Annotated in this window: 10 protein-coding genes; 8 read left to right on the plus strand and 2 right to left on the minus strand. The window is 66.6% G+C overall.

The genetic code is table 11. From position 1 onward, the window contains the following. Positions 1 to 20 precede the first annotated feature (20 nt). The 4 genes from putP to PO605_RS18360 all read left to right on the plus strand — a co-directional run bounded on the left by putP (position 21) and on the right by PO605_RS18360 (position 4,780). Positions 21 to 1,523 carry a sodium/proline symporter PutP gene (putP, locus tag PO605_RS18345; RefSeq protein ID WP_047470111.1) on the plus strand — a complete coding sequence of 501 codons (1,503 nt, stop codon included), beginning with the start codon at positions 21 to 23 and terminating at the stop codon, positions 1,521 to 1,523. A 298-nt stretch (positions 1,524 to 1,821) separates the two neighbouring features. Further along, on the plus strand, positions 1,822 to 2,808 hold the full coding sequence (locus PO605_RS18350; RefSeq protein ID WP_016450058.1) for a TRAP transporter substrate-binding protein: 987 nt from the start codon (positions 1,822 to 1,824) through the stop codon (positions 2,806 to 2,808). Positions 2,809 to 2,958: 150 nt separating this feature from the next. Continuing rightward, entirely contained in the window at positions 2,959 to 3,474 is a 516-nt protein-coding gene (locus tag PO605_RS18355; protein WP_013800419.1) for a TRAP transporter small permease, read from the plus strand. Positions 3,475 to 3,493: 19 nt separating this feature from the next. Then, positions 3,494 to 4,780, plus strand: coding sequence for a TRAP transporter large permease (locus PO605_RS18360; protein ID WP_047327929.1), 1,287 nt, complete (start codon positions 3,494 to 3,496; stop codon positions 4,778 to 4,780). Between the two features lie 220 nt (positions 4,781 to 5,000). Here the strand turns inward: PO605_RS18360 and PO605_RS18365 are convergent, their stop codons facing one another. After that, positions 5,001 to 5,801 (minus strand): IclR family transcriptional regulator, encoded by an 801-nt coding sequence (locus PO605_RS18365; protein WP_047470115.1) that lies wholly within the window; start codon positions 5,799 to 5,801, stop codon positions 5,001 to 5,003. Between the two features lie 165 nt (positions 5,802 to 5,966). Between PO605_RS18365 and PO605_RS18370 the strand changes: the two genes are divergently transcribed. The 3 genes from PO605_RS18370 to PO605_RS18380 all read left to right on the plus strand — a co-directional run bounded on the left by PO605_RS18370 (position 5,967) and on the right by PO605_RS18380 (position 10,038). Continuing rightward, positions 5,967 to 7,619, plus strand: coding sequence for a GMC family oxidoreductase (locus PO605_RS18370; RefSeq protein WP_047470117.1), 1,653 nt, complete (start codon positions 5,967 to 5,969; stop codon positions 7,617 to 7,619). A 48-nt stretch (positions 7,620 to 7,667) separates the two neighbouring features. Next, complete coding sequence (locus tag PO605_RS18375; RefSeq protein ID WP_047470121.1) at positions 7,668 to 8,996, plus strand: MFS transporter; 1,329 nt, start codon at positions 7,668 to 7,670, stop codon at positions 8,994 to 8,996. A gap of 181 nt (positions 8,997 to 9,177) precedes the next feature. Next, the gene (locus tag PO605_RS18380; RefSeq protein ID WP_047470124.1) at positions 9,178 to 10,038 is read left to right on the plus strand and encodes a hypothetical protein; all 861 of its coding nucleotides are present in this window, start codon (positions 9,178 to 9,180) and stop codon (positions 10,036 to 10,038) included. A 22-nt stretch (positions 10,039 to 10,060) separates the two neighbouring features. On the opposite strand, the gene PO605_RS18385 is transcribed toward PO605_RS18380, so the two are convergent. After that, positions 10,061 to 11,026 carry a LysR family transcriptional regulator gene (locus tag PO605_RS18385; protein ID WP_047470127.1) on the minus strand — a complete coding sequence of 322 codons (966 nt, stop codon included), beginning with the start codon at positions 11,024 to 11,026 and terminating at the stop codon, positions 10,061 to 10,063. A 129-nt stretch (positions 11,027 to 11,155) separates the two neighbouring features. Between PO605_RS18385 and PO605_RS18390 the strand changes: the two genes are divergently transcribed. After that, positions 11,156 to 12,334, plus strand: coding sequence for an MFS transporter (locus tag PO605_RS18390; protein WP_012207748.1), 1,179 nt, complete (start codon positions 11,156 to 11,158; stop codon positions 12,332 to 12,334). Positions 12,335 to 12,336: the final 2 nt, after the last annotated feature.

Here is a 12,336-nt window from a genome sequence, read left to right on the forward strand (position 1 = left end):
GACCAACGCAGGACACTTCAATGCAATTCAACTGGAACGACCCGACGGCGATCATGTTCGCCATCTACCTGGTCGCCATGCTCGGCATCGGCGCCATCGGCTACTTCAGCACCAAGAATCTTTCCGACTACATCCTGGGCGGCCGCAGCCTGGGCAGCTTCGTGACGGCGCTGTCGGCCGGTGCCTCGGACATGAGCGGCTGGCTGCTGATGGGCCTGCCCGGAGCCATCTACCTGTCCGGCCTGTCGGAAGCCTGGATCGCCATCGGCCTGATCCTGGGCGCCTACCTGAACTGGCGCCTGGTGGCGGCGCGGCTGCGCCTGTACACCGAGCGTGCCGGCAATGCGCTGACGCTGCCCGACTACCTGGCCAACCGCTTCGAGGATCACTCCAACGTGCTGCGCATCGTGACGGCCGTGGTGATTCTGGTGTTCTTCACGCTGTACTGCGCCTCGGGCGTGGTGGCGGGCGCGCGCCTGTTCGAGAACATGTTCGGCATGCCCTACAGCACGGCCCTGTGGGTGGGCGCGCTGTGCACCATCGCCTATGTGTTCATCGGCGGCTTCCTGGCCGTGAGCTGGACGGACACCATCCAGGCCTCGATGATGATCACGGCCCTGATCCTGGCGCCCGTGATCGCCTGGCTGGCCGTGCAGGGCCATCTGCAGCCGGGCCAGGACCTGCACGCCATCGTGGCGGCAGAGAAGTTCGACCTGTTCCGTGGCGCCAGCTTCGTGGGCGTGGTCTCGCTGCTGGCCTGGGGCCTGGGCTACTTCGGCCAGCCGCACATCCTGGTGCGCTTCATGGCGGCATCGTCGGTGCAGACCATTCCCTCGGCCCGCCGCATCAGCATGACCTGGATGATCCTGTGCCTGGCCGGCGCCGTGGCCGTGGGCTTCATCGGCATCCCCTACTTCGCGGCCAACCCCGCTGGCGCGGCCGCCGTGAACGCCAATGCCGAGACGGTGTTCATGGAAATCACCAAGCAGCTGTTCAACCCCTGGATCTCGGGCGCACTGCTGGCGGCCATCCTGGCAGCCGTGATGAGCACGCTGTCGTGCCAGCTGCTGGTGTGCTCCAGCGCGCTGACCGAAGACGTCTACCGCACCTTCCTGCGCAAGAACGCCAGCCAGATCGAACTGGTCTGGGTCGGCCGCGCCATGGTGCTGCTGGTGGCCTTGATCGCCATCGCCATCGCCAGCAACCCCGACTCCAAGGTGCTGGGCATGGTCAGCTACGCTTGGGCCGGCTTCGGCGCCGCCTTCGGCCCGGTGATCATCCTGTCGCTGTTCTGGAGCCGCATGACGCGCGGCGGCGCGCTGGCCGGCATCATCACCGGCGCCGTGACGGTGCTGGTGTGGAAGCAGTTCGGCTGGCTGGGCCTGTACGAGATCATCCCCGGCTTCATCCTGGCCTGGCTGGCCACGGTGGTCGTCAGCCGCATGGGCCCTGCGCCTTCGCAAAGCATCCTGAAAGCGCATGCGGCGGTGGAGAGCGAGTTCGAGCGGATCGGGGCACGCTGAGTGGTAATGAGCTGACCCGCTCCATCTGAACCCGACGCCCGATGACGCTTGCGCGCATCGGGCGTTTGTCATTTCAGCACCTATGGCATCGCCAAATCAGATGCACCTCAACGCACATGACGAGCGCTTTGTACGTGGTCGCCACAAGGGGAGTGGTCACTACAATCCATGGGCTCTTTTTTTTCATCGCCGGGCTGCCCCAGGATGAAAAGCGGCCCCCTGCGGGGGACCGCAGGCCTTGCCCTGCAAGGGGAGCGTGGGGGCCATTTTTCAACACACAACAAGTGAGACTGCCGCTATGCAAATGATCCGCCGCACCCTTCTTTCGACCTGCGTGGCCGCCATGGCGGCTGCTTCGGCTGGCGCCGTACTGGCCCAGACCAAGGAGGTCAAGGTGGGCTACGCCCTGGCCGTGAATTCGCACTACGGCGCGGCCGCCCAGGCCTGGGCCGATGCGGTGGAAAAGGGCACGAACGGCGCCTACAAGTTCAAGCAGTTCCCCGCGTCCGCCCTGGGCGGCGAGCGCGAGCTGATCGAGGGCCTGCAGCTGGGCACGGTGGAGGCGGCCATCGTCTCGACGGGCGCCATCAGCAACTTCGTGCCCGATGTGGGCGTGGTGGACATTCCCTTCCTGTTCCGCGACACGCAGCATGCGCGCGCCGTGCTGGACGGCGCCTTCGGCCAGGAGCTGCTGGCCAAGTTCAGCAAGCGCGGCCTGGTCGCGCTGGCCTGGGGTGAGCAGGGCTTTCGCCACCTGTCCAACAACAAGCACGCCGTCAACGGCGTGGCCGATCTCAAGGGCCTGAAGATCCGCGTGACCGAGAACCCCGTGCACATCACGGCCTTCCGCACGCTGGGCGCATCGCCCACGCCCATGTCCTGGCCCGAGGTGATCGGTGCGCTGCAGCAGGGCACGATCGACGGCCAGGAGAACCCGATCTCGGTGCTGGCCTCGGCCAAGCTGTGGCAGGTGCAAAAGCACCTGACGCTGACGGCCCATGTGTACGCGCCCATGGCCCTGCTGGTGTCGCCCTCGTTCTGGGGCACGCTGAACGACAGCCAGAAGGCGGCCTTCACGCAGGGCGCCAAGTCGGGCGCCATCGCTTCGCGCGTGTTCGTGGACACGGTGGAGAAGAAGGGCGTGGAAGAGGCCAAGAGCCACGGCATGCAGGTGGTGGAGAAGGTGGACCAGGCCGCCTTCCGCACCGCGCTGGAGCCGGCCTACAAGGAATACGCGAAGAAGTTCGGCCAGAAGACGCTGGACACCATCGCCAACGCCAAGTAATCCCCTGACGCATTGCGGGCTGCGGCCCGCAATGCAGGGCGCCCCGCTGCGGGCAACACCTGTGGCCCCGCACGGCGCCCGCGCCGATGATCTGACATCCGGCGGCAGCCCGGCCCTTGCGCCGCTCCCCTCCTGCCCTCGCCCATTCCTATGCTCAACCGAATCGAACGCGCCCTTGTGGCCTGCAACCGCTGGCTGCTGATCGTGCTGTTGCTGGCCATGGCCTGCATCGTGTTTGCCAATGTGGTGCTGCGCTACACCACGGGCGACTCCATTGTCTGGGCCGAGGAAGTGGCCCGGCACATGATGATCTGGGTCACCTTCCTGGGCGCGGGCCTGGTGCTGCGCTTCGGTGGCCATGTGGCCATCGACAACCTGCACCGCTCGGTGGGCACGCGCAAGGCGCAATGGCTTCGCCGCCTCGTGGTGCTGGGCGTGGGCCTGTTCTGCGCGGTGATGGCGGTGGCCTCGTCGCAGTACGTCTGGGCCACGCGCTTCCAGACCACGGCGGCCACGGACATTCCGATCTCCTTCGTCTACGCGGCCATGCCCGTGGGCTTCGTGCTGATGCTGGTGCATCTGCTGTTCATTGCGCGCGGGTATATCGCAGACGGCTCGTTCGCGGAGTCGGATGAGATGGATGCCGACGCAGCCGCATCGATCTGATCCACCAGGCAGACACATCATGGGTATCACGCTTTTCATCGCCATCATCGTCCTGCTCACGCTGGGCTTTCCGGTGGCCTTCGCGCTGGCGATCTCCGCTGCGCTGGCCGTCTTCGTGGGCGGCCGCTATCCGCAGCTCATCGTGTTCAAGGAGATGTTCACGGGCATAGACAGCTTTCCGCTGATGGCCGTGCCCTTCTTCATCCTGGCGGCCGAGCTGATGTCGGGCGGCGCGCTCACGCATGTGCTGCTGCGCTTTGCAGCGCAGTTCGTGGGCCATCTGCGCGGCGGCCTGGGCTATGCCAATGTGCTGTCACTGACGCTGTTCTCGGGCATTTCGGGCTCGGCCCTGGCCGATGCGGCCGGCCCCGGCTCGATGATGGTCAAGATGATGGACAAGGCCGGCTATGCACGCTCCTACGCGGCGGCGCTGACGGCCAGCACGGCCATCGTGGGGCCCATCATTCCGCCGTCGGTGAGCATGATCATCTACGCGCTGCAGGATGAGAACGTGTCGGTGGGCGGGCTGTTCATGGCCGGCTTCATCCCCGGCATCCTGATCGCGCTGGCCATGGCCGCCGTGAACTGGTGGGTGTGCAGGAAGCGCGACTACCGCTCCACCGAGCCGCGCCCTGACGGCCGCACGATGTGGATCAACAGCTTCAAGGCGATTCCCGCGCTGATGCTGATCGTGCTCATCGTGGTGGGCATCCGCTTCGGCATCTTCACGCCCACCGAGGCTTCGGTGGTGGCTGTGTTCTACGCCCTGGTCTGCGGCAAGTGGGTTTACCGCACGCTGCAGTGGTCGGCGCTGCCGGGCATTGCGGCGCGCTCGGCCATGCTGACGGCCTCGGTGCTGCTGGTGATGGCGACTTCGGCGGCCTTTGCCTGGGTGCTGACGGTGGAGGGCATTCCGCAGTACCTGTCCGAGCTGATCGTGAGCTGGGAGCTGTCGCCCACCCTGTTCCTGATCGCGGTGAACATCCTGCTGCTGGTGTTCGGCATCTTCATGGAGCCGCTGCCCGGCGTGATGATCCTGGTGCCCATCCTGGCGCCCATTGCGTTCAGCCTGGGCATCGATCCCACGCACTTCGCCATGGTGGTGATCGTGAACCTGACGCTGGGCATGATCACGCCGCCCGTGGGCGGGCTGCTGTTCGTGACCTCGGTGGCCACGCGCGTGTCCATCACCGATCTCACGCGCGAGATGCCGCTGTTCCTGCTGGCGCACTTCGTGGTGCTGTGCCTGCTGACCTTCATCCCCGCGCTGTCCACCTGGTTGCCGCATACGCTGGGCTTCCAGTGACGACAAGGGCCTCCGAGTGAGGCCCTTTTTTTTGCCGCCGGGCCGCCCCAAGGCAAAAAGCGCCCCCCTGGGGGGCAGCGGACCTTGCGCAGCAAGGGTAGCGTGGGGGCCTTATTTTGCCGCCGGGCCGCCCCAAGGCAAAAAGCGGCCCCCTTGGGGGGCAGCGGACCTTGCTCAGCAAGGGTAGCGTGGGGGCCTTTTTTCTGGGGTGCCCAGCGCCTCAGAAGAGCAGGCCGGCCATGCGCTGGGCCGTTTCCTTCAGGTGCGGCAGGCCCTCCAGCGCCTGCGCCAGCGGCATGCGCGCCTCGGGCGCATGTACGGCCAGCGTGGCGCGGCACTGGCCCTTGGCATCGCGCACGGGCACGGCCACGGCGATCATGCCGCGCATGAATTCCTCGCGGTCGCAGGAGTGGCCTTCGCGCACGATGCGCGCGCACTCCTGCGCCAGCGCCTCGGGCGTGGTCAGCGTGTTGGCCGTGCAGGCGGTGAGTTCCACGCTGTCCAGAATGGCGGCGCGCCGGGCCGCAGGCATATGGGCCAGGAACAGCTTGCCGCTGGCCGTGGCGTGGATGGGCACCATCGATCCGGCCTCCAGCTGGATGCGCAGCGGCCAGTGGGTCTCGACACGGTCCAGGTAGCGCACGCGCGTGCCGTCCAGCACGGTGAGGTTGCAGGTCTCGCCCAGACGGGCCACCAGCTGGGACAGCAGCTCATGGCGCAGGGCCTGCCGCGGGTCGGCTTGCAGGGCGCGCACGGCCAGGCTCAGCAGCTTGGGGCCCGGGGAGAAGCTGCGGTCACCCTCGTGGCGCAGCAGCCATTGCCGCGCCTCCAGGTGGGAGCACAGGCGCGAGGCCGTGGCCTTGGGCAGATTGAGCGCGGCGGCAATGTCCATGAGCCCCGGCGGGGCCTCGGCCTGGGTGACGAAATCGAGCACGGCCAGCGAGCGGTCGGAGACCGAGTTCGCTTCGTCCTGCCGTGTAGGGGTGGGGTCCGGGGCAGCGCTGGCAAGGGATGGCGGCATGGGGCGGTGTCGTGTCGTGTGGAAGGCCGGAAACGCTTTCGATCATGCCTGATCGCCAGGAGGCGGCAAGGGTTTGCGCGGGGTTGCAGTCCACGGTGGCAACGAATAAGTTTCATAAAAAGGAACAAATAGTTCCTTCAAAAGAAACTCAAAAGGAGCCACTGCATGCCAGACCCCATCGACAGCTATGACTACGTGATCGTGGGAGCAGGCTCTGCCGGCTGCGTGCTGGCCGCGCGCCTGTCCGAGGACCCGGCCACGCGCGTGCTGCTGCTGGAGGCCGGCCCGCCGGACCGCTCGCCCTGGATCCACCTGCCCATCGGCTACGGCAAGACCATGTGGAGCCCCGTCTACAACTGGAAGTTCGAGACCGACCCGGACCCCAACATGAACGGCAGGCGCATCTACTGGCCGCGCGGCCGCACGCTGGGCGGCAGCAGCTCCATCAACGGCCTGATCTACGTGCGCGGCCAGCGCGAGGACTACGACCACTGGGCGGCGCTGGGCAATGCGGGCTGGTCGTATGAGGAGGTGCTGCCCTACTTTGTGAAGTCCGAAGGCAATGCGCGCGGCGCCTTCCCGGGCCATGGCGCGGACGGGCCGCTCAAGGTCTCGGACATCGGCGCCCGGCATCCGCTGATCGAGGCCTTCATTGCCGGGGCAGGCCAGGTCGGCGTGCCCCGCACCGAGGATTTCAACGGCCGCGACCAGGAGGGCGCAGGCTACTACCAGCTCACCACCCACAAGGGCCTGCGCTGCAGCACGGCCAAGGCCTATCTGGGCGAGGCCCGGCGCCGCCCCAATCTGCGCATAGAGACCGATGCCATGGCCACGCAGCTGGTGCTGCGCGGCCGGCGCGCCACCGGCATCCGCTACCGGCAAGGCGGGCAGGAGCGCCAGGCCCAGGCGCGGGCCGAAGTGATTCTGTCGGCAGGCGCCATCCAGTCGCCGCAGCTGCTGCAACTGTCGGGCATAGGCCCGGCCGCGCTGTCGCAGTCCCTGGGGATTCCCGTGGTGCACGATCTGCCGGGCGTGGGCGAGAACCTGCAGGACCATCTTCAGATCCGCCTGGGCTACGAATGCAGCCAGTCCATCACCACCAATGACCAGCTCAATTCCTGGGTGGGCAGGACCAGGCTGGGGCTGGAGTGGCTGCTGTTCCGCTCGGGCGCGCTGGCCGTGGGCATCAACCAGGGCGGCTGCTTCATGCGTGCGCTCAGGGACGAGCAGGGCCGGCCCGTGGCGGACACGCCCGACATCCAGTTCCACGTCTCCACGCTGTCGGCCGACATGGCAGGCGGCCAGGTCCATCCGTACTCGGGCTTCACCATGTCGGTCTGCCAGCTGCGGCCCGAATCACGCGGGCAGTTGCGCATCCGCTCGCGCGATGCCTTCGAGCCGCCTTCCATCCAGCCCAACTACCTGGCCACCGACCTGGACCGCCGCACCAACGTGGCGGCGGTGCGCGCCGCACGCGCCATTGCCGACACGCCGGCCATGCGCCCCTTCGTGAAGCGCGAGGTCAAGCCCGGCCCCGATGCGCACAGCGATGCGGAGCTGCTGGAGTTCTGCCGCAACCACGGCGCCACCATCTTCCACCCCAGCGGCACCTGCCGCATGGGCAGCGACGCCCTGGCCGTGGTCGATGCGCGGCTGCGCGTGCATGGCATGGCCGGGCTGCGCGTGGTCGATTGCTCGGTCATGCCCACCCTGGTCTCGGGCAACACCAATGCGCCCGTGGTGATGATGGCCGAGAAGGCCGCCGACATGGTTCGCGAAGACAGGCACGGAGAGACAGGGCAGCTCAAGGTCGCATGACTGCCCGTTCCTGCATCCCGGCAATGCGACAGACAACCAGGAGACAGCATGACGACGGCAACCGATCCCAGGGTCATCCGCAAGGTGGTGACCTCCGCGCTCATCGGCGCAACCATCGAGTGGTATGACTTCTTCCTGTACGGCGTGGTCGCCGGCATCGTGTTCAGCAAGCTGTACTTTCCCAGCGACGATCCGCTGATCTCCACGCTGCTGGCCTACACCACCTTTGCCGTGGGCTTCGTCACACGGCCGCTGGGCGGGGTGATCTTCGGGCACTTCGGCGACCGCGTGGGGCGCAAGAGCATCCTGGTGGTCACGCTGATGATCATGGGCGTGTCCACCTTCCTGATCGGCCTGCTGCCCACGCATGCGCAGATCGGCGTGGCCGCGCCCATCCTGCTGCTGCTGTTGCGCGTGGCCCAGGGCATAGGCCTGGGCGGCGAATGGGGCGGCGCCGTGCTCATGGCCTACGAATACGCGCCCAAGGAAAAGCGGGGCTTCTACGCCTCCCTGCCCCAGGTGGGCCTGGCCATCGGCCTGTTCATGGCCTCGGGCGTGGTGGCCCTGCTGTCCTGGCTGTGTACCGAGGAGCAATTCATGGCCTGGGGCTGGCGCGTCGCGTTCCTGATCTCGGGCCTGATGGTGGCCGTGGGCATGTACATCCGCCTGCATGTGAAGGAGACGCCCGAATTCGCGGCCGTCAAGGCACGCAATGCCGAGACCGCGATTCCCTTCATGGACATGATGCGGCGCTATCCGGGCAATGTGCTCAAGGGCATGGGCGCACGCTATATCGACGGCGTTTTCTTCAACGTCTTCGGCGTGTTCTCGATCAGCTACCTGACCTCCACCCTGCAGATCAGCCGCACCGATGCATTGATCGGCGTGATGGTCGCCGCCGTGGTGATGTGCTTCACGATTCCACTGTTCGGCCGCCTGTCCGATCGCCTGGGCCGCAGCCGCGTGTATCTGTGGGGATCGCTGATCACCGCGGTCTCGGCCTTCCCGGCCTTCTGGCTCATGGCCCACAGCGGCGGCAATGTGCTGCTGATATGGATCGCCATCGTCGTGCCCTTCGGCATTCTCTACGCGGCGGTCTACGGTCCCGAGGCGGCCCTCTTCTGCGACCTGTTCGACGCCAAGGTGCGCTACACAGGCATTTCCTTCGTCTACCAGTTCTCGGGCATTTTCGCGTCCGGCATCACGCCCATCATTGCGACGGCGCTGGTCAAGACGGCCGGTGGCAGCCCGTGGCTGGTGTGCCTGTATGTGGTGTTGGCGGGAGCGGTATCGGCGTGGTGTGCCTGGGCGACCGGGAGGGATGGAGGCAGCACCCGTATCTATCAACCTGTCGAGAATGCCAGAGCCAGCCTGTGAACCGATGGATTCCATGCGATTTCAGGAAGGCTCAATCCTGTACGCCAGAAAATCAAATCACTGGCGTGCAAATCCATTCCAGGGATGCCGGCGGAAACTACCCGGCATTCAGCGCATTGCTTCTTTTTGTAAATACGTTAGATAGAATGCGCATGGATTTTCACATCTCAATAGAGAGACCATGTTCAAAAAAGTACTGGCTGCGGCCACCTTGCTGGGCTGCGGCTTGGCGCACGCATTCATGCCCAGCAATGGCACCTGGGTCGTGACCTCCGAACTCAACGGAAAGCCGGGCCGCGGGCTGGCCATCGATGCACAGAACGGCACGCTGGTCATGCAGATGTATGCCTACGAACCCAGCGGCCAGCCCACCTTCTACATGACCTCGGGCGCGCTGACCAACAACCGCTTTGCCGCTCCGCTGATCCGCTACAAGGGCGGCCGCTTTCTGGGCAGCGGCCCGATGTCAGGCTCCGAAGACCGGAACATGGGCCAGGTCAGCATGCGCTTCACCAGCGGCGTATCGGGTTTCATCACGCTGCCCGGCGAGCAGGAAGTGGCGATTTCGCGTTTCAACTTCGGTTACCCCGCCGTTGCATCCAGCCTGAGGGGACTCTGGGCGCTGACTTCGTTCGGCAGCGAAGGCGTTGCTTCCGAAGTGGTGAATATGCAGCTGCAAACGCCTGCCACCGCGAACGGCAATGGCCTGATGGAAACGGCGGACAGGCTGTTTGGTTGCGAACACCAGATCCGGGGCAATCTGGCGGGCGGCGTCCTGTGCGTCAAGGTCAACAACTACGGCCAATTGCTGCGCTCCTACTACTTCGTCTACAGCGTGAACGAGGGTGAAGGCAGCTCCCGCACCAATGGCACCCGCCCCGAACAGGTGCTGGTGGTCAAACGCCTGCTTGACCCGAAGGGCGTGGGCACAGGCATCGTCTACGCGGCCGATGCACCCGTGGACCCAGTGCCCACCGTGCTGCACGACATCATCGAGAACCTGTCCTTCAACGCCGCACCTCTGCCAGCCGAGCAGGAGTGACGCCCCCGCTGCCGGCTACCCCTCAGGACGGCGCCGGCAGCTGCTCCGCATGCCGCAGATCCACATGCGCCTGCAGGAAGTCGAGCACGGCGCGCGTGCGCGGGGGCAGGCGGTCGGGCTTGCCCAGGTAGACGGCGTGGATGGGTTCCAGGTCGCCCGTGTTGAATTCCTCCAGCACGGGCACCAGCCGGCCGGCGAGCACGTCGGCCCAGGCGTGGTACAGCGACAGGCGGGCCAGGCCCGTGCCGTGCAGCGCCAGCTCGCGCATCACATCGCCGTCGTTGACGCGCACCACCTCCCCGATATCGACGGCCACGCGCTGGCCGTCCACCAGAAACGGCCAGTGCGGTATGGCGCGCTGGTAGCTCCAGCCCAGGCGCACATGGTGGCCCAGCTCATCGGGATGGGTGGGCCGGCCCATGCGGGCCAGGTACTCCGGTGATGCCAGGATGACCTGGCGCGTGCGGCCCAGCAAGCGCGCGACCATGTCCGAGGGCGGAAGCTGGCCCCAGCGCACGGCGATGTCGGTGCCGGCCTCGACCAGGTCCACGATCTGGTCCGTGAAGCTCAGTTCCAGGCTCAGTCCGGGATGGCGCTGCAGCAATTGCGGCACCAGGGGCACGAGCAGCATTTTTCCGGTCGATGAGCTGGTGTTGATGCGCACCAGGCCGCGTGGTTCGCTGCGCACGGCCACGCAGGCCTCCAGTTCCTCCAGGTCGGCCAGCACGCGCTTGCCGCGCTCGAACAGCTGGCAGCCTTCGGGCGTGAGATGCAGGCGCCGCGTGCTGCGCTGCAGCAGCTGCACGCCCAGGCGCGCCTCCAGCCGCGACATGCTTTTGCTCACGGCCGAGGGGGAGATGCCCAGGTGGCGCGCAGCGGCCGAGAGGCTGCCGCGCTCGGCGACCAGGATCAGCATTTCCAGCTCGGCAAAGCGGTTGGCATCGGCGCTGCCCGTGTCGGCGGCGGCGAGAGGAACAAGTGCGGGCATGGTGTCTCCGAGAAAAGGATCATCTATTCCACACAGGAACAGATCCGTTTCCATTATTCCATCTACACAAAGGTATGTTGCAGTGCGACATTACTGGACATCACACCAAGGATCACAAGGAATCCGTCCATGCCTCTTTCCCTACTCGCCCTGGCGGCCGGTGCCTTTGGCATCGGCACCACGGAATTCATCATCATGGGCCTGCTGACCCAGGTCAGCCAGGATCTTCACATCAGCATTCCCACGGCGGGCTCGCTGATTTCGGGCTACGCCATCGGCGTGGCCGTGGGCGCGCCCGTGCTCACGCTGCTGACGCGCCAATGGCCGCGCAAGCGCCTGCTGCTGGCGCTGATGCTGATCTTCATCGCCGGCAACCTGGCCGCCGCGTTTGCACCCAGCTATGAATGGCTGATGTCGGCGCGCGTGCTGACCTCGCTGACCCACGGCACCTTCTTCGGCGTTGGCGCCGTGGTGGCCACGGGCCTGGTGCCGGTGGACAAGAAGGCGTCGGCGATTGCGCTGATGTTCTCGGGCCTGACCCTGGCCACCCTGCTGGGCGTGCCTGCCGGCGCCTGGATCGGCCAGATGTTCGGCTGGCGCAGCGCCTTCCTCGCCGTGGCCGCGATCGGCGTGCTGGCCTTTGCCATCCTGGCCGCCTTCGTGCCGCGCGACCAGGGCCGCCCCGAGGTCACGCCGCTGGCGCAGGAGCTTGCCGTGCTGGCCAACGGCCAGGTCTGGCTGGGCCTGGGCATCACAGCCTTCGGCTTTGCGGGTGTGTTTGCGCTCTACACCTATGTGGAGCCGCTGCTGACCCAGGTGACCCGCATGGGCGACAGCCTGGTGGCACTGACCCTGCTGCTGTTCGGCGCGGGCCTGGCCGCAGGCAATCTGCTGGGCGGCAAGCTGGCCGACCGGGGCGTGATGCGCGCCCTGGTGTGGAGCATTGCGGCGCTGATGGTGGTGCTGGCGGCAGGCCGCTGGGCCTTCGGGAACCAGGCCGTGGCCATGGCCTATGTGATCGTGCTGGGCGTCGTGGCCTTCGCCACGGTGGCCCCCATGCAGATGCGCGTGCTGGACCAGGCCGGCCCCCAGGGCGCCAACCTGGTCTCCAGCCTGAACATTGCGGCCTTCAACCTGGGCAATGCCCTGGGTGCCTGGGTCGGCGGCCTGGCCCTGGCCGGTGGCCTGGGCCTGGTCAACCTGGGCTGGGCCGCCGCCGCGCTGACGGCCGTGGGCCTGGTGCTGGTCTTCTGGAGCAGCCGCCTGCCCGCAGGCTCCGCACGCAGCGCAGGTGTGGCCTGCGCCTGAGG

This window comes from Delftia sp. DT-2, assembly GCF_028401915.1.
Taxonomy (GTDB): domain Bacteria; phylum Pseudomonadota; class Gammaproteobacteria; order Burkholderiales; family Burkholderiaceae_C; genus Comamonas; species Comamonas tsuruhatensis.